At 43.2% G+C, this 15,265-nt stretch carries 16 protein-coding genes; 10 read left to right on the plus strand and 6 right to left on the minus strand.

Annotated elements, in window-relative coordinates; genetic code table 11:
- Nucleotides 1-534 precede the first annotated feature (534 nt).
- Together LZZ85_RS21955 and LZZ85_RS21960 are read right to left on the minus strand one after the other, a co-directional pair.
- Nucleotides 535-1,101, minus strand: coding sequence for an ATP-binding protein (locus LZZ85_RS21955; protein ID WP_237875514.1), 567 nt, complete (start codon nt 1,099-1,101; stop codon nt 535-537).
- 145 nt (nt 1,102-1,246) lie between these two features.
- The gene (locus LZZ85_RS21960; protein WP_237875515.1) at nt 1,247-2,251 is read right to left on the minus strand and encodes a hypothetical protein; all 1,005 of its coding nucleotides are present in this window, start codon (nt 2,249-2,251) and stop codon (nt 1,247-1,249) included.
- Between the two features lie 231 nt (nt 2,252-2,482).
- On the opposite strand from LZZ85_RS21960, the gene LZZ85_RS21965 reads away from it, so the two are divergent.
- From LZZ85_RS21965 to LZZ85_RS21975, 3 genes are all read left to right on the plus strand, one after another.
- Nucleotides 2,483-3,196, plus strand: coding sequence for a DUF5131 family protein (locus LZZ85_RS21965; RefSeq protein ID WP_237875516.1), 714 nt, complete (start codon nt 2,483-2,485; stop codon nt 3,194-3,196).
- Nucleotides 3,197-3,232: 36 nt separating this feature from the next.
- Nucleotides 3,233-3,523: a type II toxin-antitoxin system TacA family antitoxin gene (locus LZZ85_RS21970; protein WP_237875517.1), complete on the plus strand. Its 291-nt coding sequence runs from the start codon at nt 3,233-3,235 to the stop codon at nt 3,521-3,523.
- Nucleotides 3,524-3,599: 76 nt separating this feature from the next.
- On the plus strand, nt 3,600-4,022 hold the full coding sequence (locus tag LZZ85_RS21975; protein WP_237875518.1) for a GNAT family N-acetyltransferase: 423 nt from the start codon (nt 3,600-3,602) through the stop codon (nt 4,020-4,022).
- Nucleotides 4,023-4,191: 169 nt separating this feature from the next.
- Here the strand turns inward: LZZ85_RS21975 and LZZ85_RS21980 are convergent, their stop codons facing one another.
- A complete protein-coding gene (locus LZZ85_RS21980) occupies nt 4,192-4,368 on the minus strand; it encodes a hypothetical protein (protein ID WP_237875519.1) in 177 nt (58 codons plus the stop codon).
- Nucleotides 4,358-4,882, minus strand: a complete 525-nt coding sequence (locus LZZ85_RS21985) for a hypothetical protein (protein ID WP_237875520.1) — start codon at nt 4,880-4,882, stop codon at nt 4,358-4,360. Before LZZ85_RS21985 ends, LZZ85_RS21980 begins: the two co-directional genes overlap by 11 nt.
- Nucleotides 4,883-5,174: 292 nt before the next feature.
- Between LZZ85_RS21985 and LZZ85_RS21990 the strand changes: the two genes are divergently transcribed.
- From LZZ85_RS21990 to LZZ85_RS22000, 3 genes are all read left to right on the plus strand, one after another.
- Nucleotides 5,175-5,564, plus strand: coding sequence for an AAA family ATPase (locus tag LZZ85_RS21990; protein ID WP_237875521.1), 390 nt, complete (start codon nt 5,175-5,177; stop codon nt 5,562-5,564).
- Nucleotides 5,565-6,043: 479 nt separating this feature from the next.
- Nucleotides 6,044-6,436 carry a hypothetical protein gene (locus LZZ85_RS21995; RefSeq protein WP_237875522.1) on the plus strand — a complete coding sequence of 131 codons (393 nt, stop codon included), beginning with the start codon at nt 6,044-6,046 and terminating at the stop codon, nt 6,434-6,436.
- 704 nt (nt 6,437-7,140) lie between these two features.
- Entirely contained in the window at nt 7,141-8,616 is a 1,476-nt protein-coding gene (locus LZZ85_RS22000) for a serine hydrolase domain-containing protein (RefSeq protein WP_237875523.1), read from the plus strand.
- A gap of 178 nt (nt 8,617-8,794) precedes the next feature.
- Here the strand turns inward: LZZ85_RS22000 and LZZ85_RS22005 are convergent, their stop codons facing one another.
- Nucleotides 8,795-9,688 (minus strand): pirin family protein, encoded by an 894-nt coding sequence (locus LZZ85_RS22005; RefSeq protein ID WP_237875524.1) that lies wholly within the window; start codon nt 9,686-9,688, stop codon nt 8,795-8,797.
- Nucleotides 9,689-10,928: 1,240 nt separating this feature from the next.
- On the opposite strand from LZZ85_RS22005, the gene LZZ85_RS22010 reads away from it, so the two are divergent.
- The gene (locus LZZ85_RS22010) at nt 10,929-11,207 is read left to right on the plus strand and encodes a hypothetical protein (protein WP_237875525.1); all 279 of its coding nucleotides are present in this window, start codon (nt 10,929-10,931) and stop codon (nt 11,205-11,207) included.
- A 198-nt stretch (nt 11,208-11,405) separates the two neighbouring features.
- Here LZZ85_RS22010 and LZZ85_RS22015 read toward each other — a convergent pair whose 3' ends face one another.
- Nucleotides 11,406-12,161 (minus strand): SDR family NAD(P)-dependent oxidoreductase, encoded by a 756-nt coding sequence (locus LZZ85_RS22015; RefSeq protein ID WP_237875526.1) that lies wholly within the window; start codon nt 12,159-12,161, stop codon nt 11,406-11,408.
- Nucleotides 12,162-12,277: 116 nt separating this feature from the next.
- Here LZZ85_RS22015 and LZZ85_RS22020 point away from each other — a divergent pair, with 116 nt between their 5' ends.
- The 3 genes from LZZ85_RS22020 (at nt 12,278) to LZZ85_RS22030 (ending at nt 15,142) form a co-directional block, all read left to right on the plus strand.
- On the plus strand, nt 12,278-12,631 hold the full coding sequence (locus tag LZZ85_RS22020; RefSeq protein WP_237875527.1) for a winged helix-turn-helix transcriptional regulator: 354 nt from the start codon (nt 12,278-12,280) through the stop codon (nt 12,629-12,631).
- A gap of 135 nt (nt 12,632-12,766) precedes the next feature.
- Nucleotides 12,767-13,693, plus strand: a complete 927-nt coding sequence (locus LZZ85_RS22025) for a hypothetical protein (protein ID WP_237875528.1) — start codon at nt 12,767-12,769, stop codon at nt 13,691-13,693.
- A gap of 246 nt (nt 13,694-13,939) precedes the next feature.
- Nucleotides 13,940-15,142, plus strand: a complete 1,203-nt coding sequence (locus tag LZZ85_RS22030; RefSeq protein ID WP_237875529.1) for an aminotransferase class V-fold PLP-dependent enzyme — start codon at nt 13,940-13,942, stop codon at nt 15,140-15,142.
- Nucleotides 15,143-15,265: the final 123 nt, after the last annotated feature.

Here is a 15,265-nt window from a genome sequence, read left to right on the forward strand (position 1 = left end):
CTTTACTATATCATACTTGAAGATTTTTATGTAGTTCTCTTCGTTGTTGAAATCTGACGGCGCATAAAGCGCTCGGTTATTAAAGTTGAGCGTAATGAAAAATAATATAACTAATATGCTTGGGAAGATTATTAAGAATAAATGAACGTTAATTGGTTAGTTTGTGAAACAAATGGTAACACAACTGTTCCGCAGACTTCAGCTATACCAGCGAATATAGCTATAATCGTAAGCGGGTTTTTAATAGGACCTATCTTTTCGGTCATAATGCTAATTAGTTCTTTTTAAAATTACGGTTTAATGAATTACGTCTGTCCGCATTTGTGCTCATTAATTTTAACTTCTCCAATATTATGCGACGTGATTTTGTGAGAGAATAAACCAATATAAGTATATTTTACTCGATGAAAGACCTAGATCGAAAGCAGAGATTTCTATGACAATTTTGATCATCCGGCAATATCCGGCAATTAAAAGTGAGTACTCTGATTCATAAAAGTTTATTTTACAGCTTATTAGTAAAATTAGTTTTGCCTATCCGGCAATATCCGGCAAAGAAACCTCCATTCGAGTATAAATTGTCTGCATCGCTTCGCCACTTTTACTCACCCATCCACCGTCCACCATACTACGAATATCATCCCGTGCCATCCGTTCTGAAATTGTCTTTTCAGTGAACGATAATTCGTAATCACGACGGGAAAATGATTCTCCAACACGAATAGTTCGCAGGAAACGAATGATCCGTTCGTTCAATTGGATTTTCCTTGCAGTCGAGTAAAGCGTCAAAGTCACAAATCCGTTTTTTACCTTCCACGTTGGCTCTTTCAATCCCAACTTCCCGCTTTCCTCAGTAATAAGTACAGTACCTCTCCCAACCTTTTCAATAATACCATGTACAAACACAGCCATCGTGATGTTAGGATTAGGTGGAAGTGATTCGTGTTTCTTTTTGAGTTGACTGTCACCCAGCGGAAGTGTTCCCCGGTTGATGATCTCGATCCGGTCAGGATAGATGCCGATAAATACTTCACTCGTTGGATCTGAATAGTCACGGTGTATCAACGCATTTATTACGGCTTCATCAAGACTGTTGATCATTTTGTTTGAGATCTGTCTTACCTGTGGCTAGTGGTTTTCTCAAAAAATAAAAGCCCTTGATAGGGCTCTTTATATAAGTGATACTAACTTTCTGATTATCCTTGAATGGATCCGCCAGAGATCTTGATGATATTTTTCATGTCTCTTAATTTTTTATAAAGATAAGGTTAAAGCCTTTTTCTGGCAACAGGAGATCATTATAAACTTTTATTAATTTTTGGCCAACAGCCTCTCCTGTAAATTTCTCATTTCCAATGGGTAAGAAATAGGTTGAAAGGTTGGCGGAATAGTTTATTTCGACTCTCATGTATTCGACCGCGCGCTGGTTATAGTGAGTATAGATATTGTCAAGATCAATATTGTAGGTTAGTCGCGACTTGATTACTAAATTATATTCTTTCTTTCCCTCCAACTTAACGTCTAATTTCTCTTGAATTCTGTTTACTGTTGTCTCGTTTTTCGTTATTGAAGCTAGATCCATGGTTTTGCCATCCACAGAGAAATGATATATCTCAATGAAAGATTTTTGATCAGTTTCTGAGAGCCTCTTTACGTAATAACAAAAGTCGTATTGAAAAGGATCTGTGTTATTTCTTATCATTTTGCTTTCGGTAATTTCTTCAATGCTAAGAAACCCGTGTTCGTCAAGGGAGACGTTTATTGTCATGATGCATGTTCTAAAGAAATGGCTGATGTTATTATTGTGAAAAAATATATTGCTAAGTTTTTCGTTGATCTTATCACTCACTTCATGAGGAAATTCACTTTTGAAGTAGCACCTGGTAACCCGTTTCCAAATGTCCTCAATGTCGCTTCGATTCTGTAGGAATTCGTCAGAATACAATACATTGTTAAATGAATCTTGTAGTTGTTCATTAAACTGACTTGATTTGACAATTTTATGCATTTCCTCTTTGAAGAAGCCCATAAATTGAAACCATTTCAGTACTGCAAGAAAAATTCCACTGCTCAGTATTGCTAGTGCAATTCCGAACATTTCTTTAAATCCGTCAGCGTGGGATATAAAGAAGGTTGAAAAGCCAAGTTTAAAGATGTAAAAAAGCAAGAGCAACGAAGTTGCCAACCCTAACAGGATCGGAAGCATAAATTCCAGCATTCTCTTTTTTGCCGATTGCCAATTGGGTGACATCTTGATTAGGTTAAGGTTTGTTATTTGATAAATCAAAACTACTAACTGTTTGAATGTTTTTAAAACACTTCCTTTTTCTAGTAGAGTTTAGACTTTGATCGATTAATTATGAAGTTGAGATTATGTAGCTTCGGTTGCTTTTTTGCGCTCGCGAATAGCTGTATTCAATATGTCTTTTGTATATAGTGAAGCTGATTTTTGGGTTCGATGAAAAGTGAAATACAAACTCTAATGGCACAATCATCTATAGAATGGACGGAAATGACCTGGAATCCTACAACGGGTTGCAATAAGGTTTCTGCTGGCTGTAAGTTCTGTTACGCGGAAGTTATGACACGGCGTTTAGAGGCGATGGGATTGGAGAAATACAGCGATGGGTTCAAACTCAGAATACATCCTGAAGCGCTTAAAATTCCTTATACCTGGCGGTCTCCCAAGACGGTTTTCGTGAATTCCATGAGCGATCTCTTTCATAAGGACGTACCGCTTTCATTTATCCAGCAGGTATTTGAAGTGATGAATGATAATCCTCAGCACGTGTTCCGGGTATTGACCAAAAGAAGCGATATTCTTTTGAAATATAATTCTCAGCTTAAATGGTCGCATAATATCTGGATGGGTGTTTCGGTGGAAAACGAGAAGGTGGCTTACAGGATTGATGATCTTGCAAAGACGGATGCCAGAGTGAAGTTTCTTTCATGTGAGCCATTGATCGGCCCGATACCCGGTATGAATTTGAAAGGGATAGACTGGGTGATAGTAGGAGGGGAGAGTGGGCGAAAGCCGCGGCCGATGGATGAAGATTGGGTATTGGATATTCTTGACCAGTGTAAGGCTGCGGATGTGAAGTTCTTTTTCAAGCAATGGGGAGGTGCGAATAAGAAGAAGACAGGAAGAGTTTTGCTTGAAAGAACATGGGATGAGATGCCTGTTTTGCAATATTGACATCGGTCTTATAATCTAATGCTAGTAATGTAATGTATGAAAGGTGAAATGACACGCTTTGATATCTGCCTGCCCGAATCCCAGATGGAATTTTTCCAGTACGCTGCCAACCTGGGTGGATACCGCACATTGAGCGAATTTGTCATTGTATCTGTTCAAAGCAAAGCAGAAGAAATAGTGGAGAAGCATAAGGCAATTATTGCTTCAGCAAAAGATCAGGAGATCTTCTTTGATGCAATCATGAACCATCCGGCGCCTTCCAAAAATCTGCGTGCAGCCGTGAAAAAATATAATAAACAGGCAAAGGGAAATGAGTTATTAGTATGAACTTTCAGTCGATTGCTATTAATGGTATACACGAAAAGAAAATTTTCAATGTGGAATACCGCAGCTGGATGACTATTTGCATAAGCAGGTCCGGCAGGATATAAAGCGAAAACTGTCCGCTTGCTTTGTATCAGCTGATCAGAAGATCGTCAAAGGCTATTATACACTCTCTACCGCTTCTCTTGACAGAACACAACTTCCTCCTGAACTTATTAAGAAACTGCCTCTTTCCTATACAAATCTACCGGTGACGCTATTAGGCAGGCTGGCTGTGAGTAAAGACTACCAGCGCCAGGGATTGGGAGAATTGCTTTTAGTAGATGCACTCAAGCGCAGCTACTTCGCTTCTTTGCAGGTTGGTTCAATGGCGGTGGTTGTTGATCCGATCGATGAGGATGCTGTTAGATTTTACGAACGATATGATTTCATTCAGCTGCCGGACAGCGGCAAAATGTTGCTGCCTATGGCCACGATTGCGCAATTGTTCAAAGATGATTGAGTTTAAGGCTTGATTATTTTCTGTATCGGTCTTACAGTATAAACGGGCTATGAGAGGCCGTTGTTTTGATTTTAAGGTAATACAGAGCTATAATCCGCCAAAACTCATATATCTGCACAGTTAATAAAAAAGCCACCCATTAGGTGGCCTTTCATTATAATAAAAGAAATTATTTTGCCTTTGAAAGACGCGGCTTCGATGGACGCGACACGACTTTTCCATCTTTCTTGGCTTTGATATATTTAGCAGTATCTTCCAAATCCTTTTTTATCTGCGCCTTGGATCTATCCTGGGTGCCGATAAAACCTATATTATCCAATCCATAGTATTGTTTTTTATTTGCCATCCAGGTAATTTTTATAGTACGAATTTACTAATTTTTTAGCAGATTTCCCGGAAATGCTCATGCGGTTGCGGAAGATCAATTCTGCTCCCAGTTGTTGCTGATAATGCTGGATTAGTTGCCTTTTCGCTGTGAATGCGACAACGCCGTCGAAGCCGAGATCAAAGCTTGACCGGCAGGCAAATGCTACAAGGTTTCCCGCAACACCAGCAAACTTTTTTGATTTGCCAAAGTTGTGCCTTGCAACTTCGATGAGGTGCATTTCAATAAAATCTTTCAAGCACTGGATGCTGATCATACCTTGAATGACATCGTTATTCTTTATCGCCAGTTTGAATAGTTTATGGTCCGCTTGCCTGAATTCGTTCTTCCAGTTGAAGCGCCATCCATTTTTCTTGAGTAATATTTTCAGATCCTCTTTGGTGATCGATAATACCTCTGTATCGAAATTTTCTCCAGACTTTACTTCTTCAATACTATTGGTTAGCTTATCAATGATAAAACTATTTTGCAGCATCGTTAGTGATTGTTTTTGGACATTAAATTTATCTCATTCTTCAAACAATATTTACTTCTTTGTTCATGTTTCAAAAACAATTCTTTTTTCTAATAGCAACATAGATTACAGTTGATGAATTATGAAATTCGAAGTGTGTAGCTTGCAAGATGTGTTTGTTATTGCCAGCAGTCAGGAGAGAAAGGCGTCATGACATTTCTAACAGTGCGGAATAGTTAGGAGAACGATATGGAAACAAAATTTATATTCCGCCAAAACGGCAATATTTACATCGATTTGGCGGAATATAATTATGAGTTTAATCATCGGACGAGACCCAGAAAAGCAACTGCTCGCAGAAATTCTCACTTCCCGGAAAGCAGAACTTCTTGCTGTATACGGCCGACGCCGTGTCGGCAAAACATTTCTAATCCGGACGTTTTACGCTAAAAATCTTGCTTTCGAATTTACCGGTATTCATAATGCCGGTTTCACTGAGCAACTGGATAATTTTTCCAAAGCGATGCGATCCGCTGCAAAGACCCGCTTTGACCGGCCTGCATCATGGTCAGCCGCTTTTGACATCCTGGAAACCTATCTTACCCCATTGCTCAAACAAAATAAGCAGGTCATCTTCTTTGATGAATTCCCCTGGATACATACACCACGTTCCAATTTCCTGCAGGCATTCGCTCACTTCTGAAATACCTGGGCTTCGAGGCAGTCTAATCTTATAGTCGTTATCTGCGGTTCTTCCGCGCCGTGGATGGTTCAGAAAGTTCTCAATGACCGGGGAGGTCTTCATAACCGTGTTACCAGGCGAATGCGGCTGTTACCTTTTACGGTCGCTGAAACGGCAAAATTTTTCCACCACCGTGGTATACGGCTTGATCAATATCAGATCATAGAGTTGTATATGGCCATGGGAGGAGTTCCTCAGTATCTTAAAGAAGTTAAAGCAGGAGAGAGTTCGGCCAGGCGATCAACCGTATTTGCTTTTCTAAGGATGGCTTTCTCAGGGGTGAGTTTTCAAACCTGTTCCGGTCGCTGTTTGACAATTCGCAATATCATACCGAGGTTGTTCGTGCGTTATCAAAAAAAGCAAAAGGCCTGACCCGTAATGAAATTATCGATGCATGTAGTTTCAGCTCAGGAGGATGGGCAACGCAAGTGCTGGATGAATTGACCGAATCAGGGTTTATCACTCCGTATGTTCCTTTTGAACGAAAGCTGAAGGATAGTATATATAAACTGACAGATGAATACTCGCTGTTCTATTCGAGGTTCATCAAGCCCGCGAAAGGATTTGATAAAGATGCATGGCAACGTATCAGTTCCGGTTCTTCATGGAAGGCATGGAGTGGTTATGCATTTGAAAGTTTGTGTATGAAGCATATTACTGCGATCAAACGAGGGTTGGGTATTGAAGGTGTTTATACCGAAGTATCGGTATGGAGATATGTGGGAGGCAAGGATGAGCAGGGGGCTCAAATAGATCTGTTGATCATTTTACCTTCTGACCTTCTGTCATCAATTTTTTTTTGCGGTTTTCTGGTCCATCTTTCTTTCATTTGAAGAGTGAATGAATCTTGTTGGTATTATTAATGAGGCGCAGCTTAGCAAGAGAATGGCTTGCATAGCGAGCGTTTCATATTAGTGATGCTGTAAATTACTTTGTGTTCAAGACGGTGCGGGTACCTATGTTGAGAGTGACTTGTCTCAGGGGTTAACGGTAGGTTTGGCTGAGTAAGGGATATTCGATAGTGTCCTATAGAAGAGATGCTTTCCGCGATCACTCCGCCCACGATTTCAATCCAATGTCGTTTAGTTTAGCAGCCTCGGTGCGTGCCTCACTACCACGTCAACTTTAGGTTTGCCTGGCGTAGAAGTAACGCGGCGGACGCGGCGATACGCAGCGGACGCAGCGAAAACAGCCATAGAACATCTTGTATTTTCGCCGCGCTCTCCGCGTATCGCCGCGTCCGCCGCGTTACTTCAGGGCTGCTTAACTAAACGACATTGGATTGAATTCGTGGGCTAGGATTTGAACAGTAGACGCTGCAATTTGCTGAATAGATGATGCATGGCTTTTTGATTGCATACGAAAGGGGCATTACGCAAAAGACACCTGGGGTAAAAAAATCCTGCCGTCTTTAAAAGTTCGCGGGAGAATTAAATTAGATCGTCTTTTACGGTGCTCATTTTCTTCAAAACAAAGTAATGCACCTATATCGTCTACGCCTTGTAACCTTTTCATAAACCCGCCCGTTCCAGAATTTATGAAGCAAATTGTTTTATGGATCGCCGGCACCCTTGCTCCGATGCTCACATACGGCCAGTCTGCAGCACTTAAACACCGCCTGGATTCAATAACACAGAACCACCAGTGGGCATTTGATATTCCGGGATATGTTGCGGCCGTGATACAAGATGGCCGGGTGATCCATCTGCGGGCGATCGGCGTGGAGAGTACGGCAACCGCCAAACCCGTCACCACGCGTTCGGATTTTCATATGGCTTCTGTTTCCAAACCTTTCGCAGCTACAGCGATCCTTCACTTGCGTGATCAGGGGAAATTGGACCTGGATAGTCCGCTGGTGTATTACCTGCCGTATTTCCGGATGAAGGAAGAGGAATATATAAACATCACGTTACGGCATATCCTCACTCATTCTTCCGGAATTCCTGATGTGACCGACTATCAGTGGGATCATCCGCAAACCGGGGATGGGAGTGCAGAAGTATATGTGCGTTCGTTCAGTGATAAGCAGCTGGATTTTTCGCCGGGCTCGGAGTTTCGTTATAGCAATGCGGCTTATGATCTGCTGGCGTCGGTAATTGCGGACATCAGTGGCCTTTCATTTGAGGAGTATGTACGGAAGAACATACTCCTTCCTGCTGGTATGAGGTCCAGTAGCTTCCTGTTAGCTGATATTACCGAAGAAGGAAGAGCCGCGCCCCACGAATTCGATGATGCCCTGCAATTGTCGCCTGCCGCTGTATATCCCTACAACCGGATACATGCACCCAGCTCTACTTTACATGCCAATCTCCTGGATATGATACAATGGGCGAGGATATGGTTAAATAAAGGAACGGGCAAAGATGGATCAGTGCTGCAGGCATCCACCTGGGAAGAAATGCTAATGCCACAACGCCGAGTCAACGATGAGTACCAGGTGTGTCTTAGCTGGTTTGAAACGATGATCGAAGGTCACAAAGTTTATTTTCATTCAGGTGGTGATACGGGCTTCCGGACCTTTGTCGGGTTTGCTCCATCGGAAAACGCAGCTGTCATCCTGATGGGCAATAACGATCTCTTTGATGGTGCGCAAGCGGGCTTCCGCTACTTCCGGGCATTATTCAGTGCAGCCCCGGTTGCACCGGTGGTCAAATCAATTCACCTGGAATTGCGAAAATTAATCCTGACCAGCGGTATCATCAGTGTCAAGGAAAGATATGAGCGCGAAAAGCAGAGTGATCCTTTAAAATATGATACCAGCTCAGGAAGTATCCTGCAACTGGCCGGGCTGTTATTTGACCATGGCCATCGAAAAGAAACAACAGACGTACTGCAATGGGGAGCGTCCCTTTACCCCGGCGATGGCAGCTGGCTGGAACACCTCGGTGATGTGCATGCTGCCTGGCAGGATAAACAAGCTGCATTGATGTATTATCGTCGCGCTCTCGTGTTGACCGGAGAGATCCAACGCAAATCACTCGATGAAAAGATAAGAGCTTTGGAGAAAGAATAATATTTACTGCTATCAGTATAGTTTTACATCATCAACAAGATCCTTGAACCAGATCAGCACGTCGGTCGAAAATGAAAATGGCAATCTGGTTTTGAATAGATAGCAGCAATGATAATTATAAACCTGAATTTTTCCTTTAACCGATACGCTATCCGCCATTCTCCATCGGTCATCAAACTCATGAGACTCTTTGTTGTTTTACATAATCAATACTGCCATACTTGCCGCCATAGAAATCCTTATAGGCATTTGCGATGTCCAGTAAAGAGTTCATCACGAAAGGCCCGTCAGCAAAAATAGGCTCCCGGTAGGTGGAGCCGCCAAACAATAAAATTTCGCAGTCTGTTTGCAGCCCGTTTTTCATTTCAATTTCACCGGCGTCTCTGTCGAATTCGACAAATTCTCCGGCTTCAAAAGGAATATCATTGAACATGGCCGATTGATCTGGCAGGAATGCCGCAACTTCCATTGCTTCAGGAAATGCGATGGTAAAGTTAGCCCCCGGTTCCAGGTGGATATGATAAAGGAATTGCTCTGAATACGACGGAATAGCTGACCTTAATTCTTCAAATGATCCGGCTATCACTTTGATCCATCCATTTTGATCGGGGAATGTCTTCACGGGAACGTTTTCGCCGGCGATTGCCATATAAGCCTGGTTCCCTGATTTTATGTCTGATGGAAGGTTGATCCAGAATTGAAATGCATGAACTGATCCAGACGCTGTTCCTGAGTCTGCATTCAATGTTTCGTCATGAATGATCCCATTGCCCGCGTTCATCCATTGAACGCCGCCAGAATGCACCCGGCCGTAATTTCCAGCACTATCGAAATGCTCTCCCTCACCCTGCAGGATATAAGTCAGGGTGGCGATACCTCTGTGCGGATGTGCACCATCCGTTCCGCTTTTATCAATGGATGATTTTATTCCTGGAACAATATGATCCAGAAACACAAATGGTCCAACTGCGTCAGCGTATCGGTTGGGAAGGATCCTTTGTATTACAAGGTTCCCGATATCGGCCCGTTGGCCTTTGTTTGAAAAGCTGCTTTTCTTTTTTGCTGCACACATAACAAATTGTTTTGCTCTTTTTTTAGGCTGACCATATTGCAAGCCCGGCATTCAAAATGACCGAAACATTTTGTTAAAAACAATGATAAATAATAAGTGAAAAGTGAAGTTAATTTCTTATGTGTTTGGACTTCTTCCGCTGGTGATAATGATCAACTGATCGTGCCGGGATGATCAGCCGGCTTGTTCATTGAACCGGCTGTCTTTAAATTGAAATAGTGGACTAAAGCGTTTGTAAAAAAATGCATGCCCGGCAGGGATGAAGGAGAATGATTCGAAACGGCTCCCCATTCAAAATTAATATATAAAGAAGCAGAGAAGTTTAAAGACTTTTCTGCTTCGCTGTTTTTATAAAGATGAATGACGGGTGTTATCGGATCAAGCGTAAAAGTTGTGGGATGGTTGTTTAAGTGTTTAAGTGTTTAAGTGTTTAATGGTTTAAAAGTTTAAAGTTTCTGCTTTTGCTTCGGTCCCTCGCCTGATGTAATCAGGCTTGCCGGTATTCTGCAAATGGGTTATTATCACTTGTTCACTTACAAGTTTTTGAGCGATAGCTGTCTGATCGGGCACAAAAAACGTGAGCACGCCTTGAAGCGATTATGCTCCTTAGATACGACATTCTGGCACGCGAAGCCAGCTGTTGTGTTGACTGATGATAATCATCCAGGGTCAAATTTCGCGTGTTTTTGAAATGCTTGTTAGTCGTCGTTAGTTCGTCTCTTGGTCGTCCTTTGGTCGTCCAAAGTTTGACGTGATCTTAGGCAGTGAAAAATGGTGACAGGTTGACACGCTGAGGGCGATAAATCTTTTGAGCGACTGGCGTAGGTTCCCTCCTCCGCTTCGCTACGGTGGAAGGGCCGCCAGAAGTTTATGCGAGCGATGCTCATCCGGAACATTTCAACCCAAGCCATTTTGTATACCATCCCCCAACTTTTTAACATGATCCCTCCCCATCCCCAACCTTTGTTCCTGATCCGTGTTGTCGCAGGATGTTACTGGATGCAAGGCGCCTCTGTAATATCGCCAAACTTTAATAAAACCGTCGTTAACGTCATTTCGGGAGGGTTTATTGAAGTTCCGTTGCAGAATGCGACGCAATTGACAACATTTTCGCTGTAATATGAGATGGATGAAAATTGTGTCAAAATTAAATCAAGTAGCTTGTGATTGTTGAAGGCTTACTGTTGTTCTCATTAAAACATACAATGGGAGCTTTCGTGATCAAATAAATAATTTCAGTATGAATAAATTACAACAGTTGCAGTTAATGGATAAAATATTGCGTGAACTGCAGGATCTTGAGAACAGCCAGACTTCTGTTCTGAAGAAGGTTGCCCAGATAGAGACACATAATATTACGCTCGATGACGCTTTGCTAAATGATAAGCTTTCCGATCTGCATGAGGAAGTAAGCTCAAGCGTGGAGATCGTGACAGAACTGCTTGAAGCGTTTACAGCCCGAAGAGAAAAATTCTATAGTGAAAACGAAAAGGCTTTGCAGGTTGACCCGACAGCTTAAGGCGACCGGTCTGTTTTTTACTTCCGGCGGTTATCTCAGTTGTCATGTTGAAAGCTTGCTTGATATCCAGTTGCGGATCTTTGTTTCCAGATGATGAGAGAGAGGCCAAGCCGTGTTATGTCAAATTGAACAGTCGTATGAATAAAAGCGAGACTTCGATCGGGTTAGCCGGATCGAAGCCTCGCTTTTGAGTTTGATTTAAAATCCGTAGATACCTCCTGAGACAGAGATCTGTTCTCCTGTCACCCATGCCGCATCATCGGATGCAAGCAGCACCGCAAATTTTGCAATATCATCCGGATGGCCGATACGTCCAAGAGGAGTGCTGGCGATCAACTGTTTTTCAAGATCGCTACCTGTTATTCCCTGGCTATGCGTCCCTTCCGTTTCTGTAGCACCGGGAAGAATGGAATTGATGCGCACTTTTTTTGCGCCGAGTTCTTTGGATAACGCAATAGTGATCGCATCCAATGCCGCTTTTGTAGCGGAGTAGATGGAGCTATTCGCCATTGGGCTTTTGCTTACACCCGAACTGATATTAATGATGCTTCCGCCTTTGTCTCCAAAAAGTTTTAATGCTTCCTGTATAGCCAGCACAGATCCCAGTACATTAATATCAAATTGCTTCCGGTATAATTCCTCTGTTACCAGCTCGATCGCGGCGAACTGATAGATGCCCGCATTGTTGACGAGGATATCCAGCTGTCCGAAAGCCTTATTCGTTTCTTCGAACAGCCTGATCACATCGGACGGCTTTGATACATCGGCCTGCACGGCGATGGCTGTTCCGCCACCCGCTGTGATAGCATTGACGACCCTGTCTGCTCCTTCCTTACTGGAAGAATAATTAACCACTACTTTAGCTCCTTCCTTCGCGAAATGTTCAGCGATAGATGCTCCTATCCCTTTCGATGCGCCTGTCACTACGGCTACCTTGTTTTTTAACTTGCTCATTTTTCTATTGATTTAATTCCTGAGATCAAAGGTAGATAGGTATGATTTATTTTGGTAACTTTGTAACGAAAAGTAACTGTAACGCAGAAGTAATCGAGTAACAAAAAGGTAACCAGATGGATTGTAAAAAGCCTGAGAAAGAAGAACATAAAAAGAAAATGATGGCTATCCAGGATTCAATGGATGTGCTGAGTGGTAAATGGAAAATAGCGATCATCTCCTCCATTTGCCTGTACAATAAAAGAAGGTTCTCCGATGTTTTGAATGATGTTGCCGGCATTTCCAATAAGATGCTGAGTAAGGAGTTAAAGGAACTGGAGATGAATAAACTGATCAAACGGACCGTTCTGGAGACCCAGCCTATCACAGTGCAGTATGAACTGACCAGGCATGGTAAATCTTTGCAAACAATTATCCAGAACCTGACGGACTGGGGCATCCAGCACCGGAAAGTAATTGTTGGTACATAGTATTGGCTTCAGCCTCAGCAGAACGTCAATTACAAAGACGACGCCCGTAATATCGTTAACCGGAAAATGTCTGAATGCGCGACTTTCTGAAAACTGATTCAGGAGCCTTCAGGAGATCCTTTTATTTTTGCTGATATGTTAATTACTCTTCGTGCGCTGATGCTGCCATTTTTCTTGTGCCTGTTACCTTCATTGCTTTATGGACAGACACTGACAACGATGGATTCATCGGCATTCCTGCAGCGTGTCGCTCCGGCTCCCGCTTCCGTGCTGGAATCTTTCCGGGCGGCAGGATTGCAGCCAACCGAACATGTCCTGACAAACCAGGAGACGCGAGCTTTGCAGCGGGCTTTTGCTTTATTGCCACCGGTGTATGCACGCGTGTTCAAAGATCATTTGCATAGCATCAGTTTTCTCGATAACATGCCCAACACAGCGCTTACTTCACCTGTTGCGGGGGCAGATTCAGTGAGGCGTTACAATATTACTTTTCGCGCGGGTATTTTGCAGGAGACAATTTCGGAATGGGCCACCAAAAAGGAGATGACCTGTTATGATACAATTCAGGGCGGCAACCTGCGTCTGCATATCGATGGAGGCTCACTTCCAGCTATCGTTTATGTGCTGTTACATGAAGGAGCGCACGTTATCGATGCTGTGCTGAATATTACTCCTCATCCCGCTGACCGGTCGGATGTTGTTGCGCCCACAACATTTACAAAGCGGATCTGGGAAAAGATGAATCAACCCGGTTCTTCATTTATGGACACACTCCTCGAGCAAACCCGCTTCCGCAGTGGTGGTGTTGTTCCAATAACGAAAGCGCCAGCCGTCTACCGTGCGTTACAACATCAGCCATTCGTATCACTTTATGCTATGGCCAGTCGGTTTGAGGACCTGGCTGAACTCGCCACTATTTATCACCTGACAAAAAAGCTTGATCAGCCTTTCAGCGTTGATCTTTACCAGGGAGATAAAATGATTTTTCAGTATGTTCCAATGAAAAACCCGCTGGTGCAACAGCGTCTGTCAACGCTATCGGTATTTGATCCGGATCTCTGAGCCTTTCTGGTTAATAATTCCAACTGTAAGAACATATAAGGTTATTAAGTATTTATGAAATCGGATCAGCTTACATGAGTTTTGTATAAGTGCCGCGTTTTACCGCGCGTCAATTTGTTTTATAAAACAAATGAACAAACTTCATGGATGGCCGCGTCAGTGTTGAAAAAATCGTGATATTTTCCCGGGATAGATCATCATTATTTATATTTTCATTCGATATTACAAACAGCAAAAGATAGAAAAATGGAACAGGACCGCATCAGTATGGAGGAATTAGCCAGGTATCGTAAGGATACGGCAGGCTGCCAACATGTTGCTCATTTCAACAATGCCGGAGCTTCACTGCCGGCTGATGTGGTAGTAGAAACCGTTGTTCAATACTTAAAAGCCGAAGCGATTTCCGGTGGATATGAGACGGAAGATCTGCATACGGAGAAGCTGGAGCAGGTGTACACGTTGATCGCTGAGCTCATCGGCGGGCATAAAGATGAGATCGCGATCTGCGAAAATGCCAGCACGGCCTGGACAATCGCTTTTAAGGGATTATCATTGAAGCCGGGAGATGAGATCATTACCAGTGAACTGGAGTATGTTTCTAATTTATTAAATCTTTTGGACGCAGAAAGGACCGGTGTGAAAGTGAACGTGATCATGAATGATGAACATGGTCGGTTCCCATTGCAGGCACTGGAAAAGGCGATCAATGAGCAAACGAAACTGATCGCTGTAACGCATATTCCTTCATCGGGTGGAAACATGCTGCCAATTGAAGAGATTGGCTCGATCGCACAAAAGCATCGGATCTTTTATATGGTAGACGCCTGCCAGAGTATTGGTCAATATCCGGTTGACGTGAAAAAGATCAATTGCCAGGTTTTATCGGCAACCGGGAGAAAATATCTGCGCGCGCCGAGAGGCACTGGGTTTCTTTTTGTCAGCAAGTCTGCACAAGAGCAGGTAAGGCCATTGCTGATAGATCAGCATGCAACTTCGTCAATCTCCCTGGAGGGATATTCACTTCGCCCAGATGCGCGCCGTTACGAGCTTTACGAAAAGAACAGGGCCTTGTCTTTAGGATTGGGTAAAGCCGTTGAGTACGTTCTGGATGTAGGAATCGGCCGGGTATGGGAGCGGGTTCGGTCGTTAGCTGCGCTGATACGGGAGGGATTAAGCGGAATCCCTGGTATAACGGTACATGATCACGGAGATCAGTTATGTGGTATTGTAACTTTCACTTCGGAAGCAGTGCATAGCCGCGAACTGCGCGATAAGCTGGCGAAAAGAGGGATCAATGTATCTGTAGGTGGCGCCGCGGCAACCTTGCATTATATGCAACGCAACGGGCTGACAAGTTTGGTAAGAGCATCCGTTCATTATTATAATACGGAAGAGGAGATTGACAGATTGATAACAGCCGTGAAAGAAATTACAGCAGAACTGCAATAGAAGCTCCCTGGTTGAAATGGAGATTACCAGCTGTATTGCGATACACGATACACAGGTCTTACCTGTTAATCTGCTTCGTTTTGGTTGGATTGTTTGGGAACGGGATAAGCTATGTTTCCCTTT

Source organism: Terrimonas ginsenosidimutans, assembly GCF_022012415.1.
In the GTDB taxonomy this organism is placed as follows: domain Bacteria; phylum Bacteroidota; class Bacteroidia; order Chitinophagales; family Chitinophagaceae; genus Terrimonas_A; species Terrimonas_A ginsenosidimutans.

Bases quoted from the DNA above. Each gene is read 5' to 3' on its own strand.
- LZZ85_RS21955 (WP_237875514.1), bottom strand. From the start codon at position 1,101: ATGATCAACAGTCTTGATGAAGCCGTAATAAATGCGTTGATACACCGT.
- LZZ85_RS21960 (WP_237875515.1), bottom strand. From the start codon at position 2,251: ATGTCACCCAATTGGCAATCGGCAAAAAAGAGAATGCTGGAATTTATG.
- LZZ85_RS21965 (WP_237875516.1), top strand. From the start codon at position 2,483: ATGGCACAATCATCTATAGAATGGACGGAAATGACCTGGAATCCTACA.
- LZZ85_RS21970 (WP_237875517.1), top strand. From the start codon at position 3,233: ATGAAAGGTGAAATGACACGCTTTGATATCTGCCTGCCCGAATCCCAG.
- LZZ85_RS21980 (WP_237875519.1), bottom strand. From the start codon at position 4,368: ATGGCAAATAAAAAACAATACTATGGATTGGATAATATAGGTTTTATC.
- LZZ85_RS21985 (WP_237875520.1), bottom strand. From the start codon at position 4,882: ATGCTGCAAAATAGTTTTATCATTGATAAGCTAACCAATAGTATTGAA.
- LZZ85_RS21990 (WP_237875521.1), top strand. From the start codon at position 5,175: ATGAGTTTAATCATCGGACGAGACCCAGAAAAGCAACTGCTCGCAGAA.
- LZZ85_RS22000 (WP_237875523.1), top strand. From the start codon at position 7,141: ATGAAGCAAATTGTTTTATGGATCGCCGGCACCCTTGCTCCGATGCTC.
- LZZ85_RS22005 (WP_237875524.1), bottom strand. From the start codon at position 9,688: ATGTGTGCAGCAAAAAAGAAAAGCAGCTTTTCAAACAAAGGCCAACGG.
- LZZ85_RS22010 (WP_237875525.1), top strand. From the start codon at position 10,929: ATGAATAAATTACAACAGTTGCAGTTAATGGATAAAATATTGCGTGAA.
- LZZ85_RS22015 (WP_237875526.1), bottom strand. From the start codon at position 12,161: ATGAGCAAGTTAAAAAACAAGGTAGCCGTAGTGACAGGCGCATCGAAA.
- LZZ85_RS22020 (WP_237875527.1), top strand. From the start codon at position 12,278: ATGGATTGTAAAAAGCCTGAGAAAGAAGAACATAAAAAGAAAATGATG.
- LZZ85_RS22025 (WP_237875528.1), top strand. From the start codon at position 12,767: ATGTTAATTACTCTTCGTGCGCTGATGCTGCCATTTTTCTTGTGCCTG.
- LZZ85_RS22030 (WP_237875529.1), top strand. From the start codon at position 13,940: ATGGAACAGGACCGCATCAGTATGGAGGAATTAGCCAGGTATCGTAAG.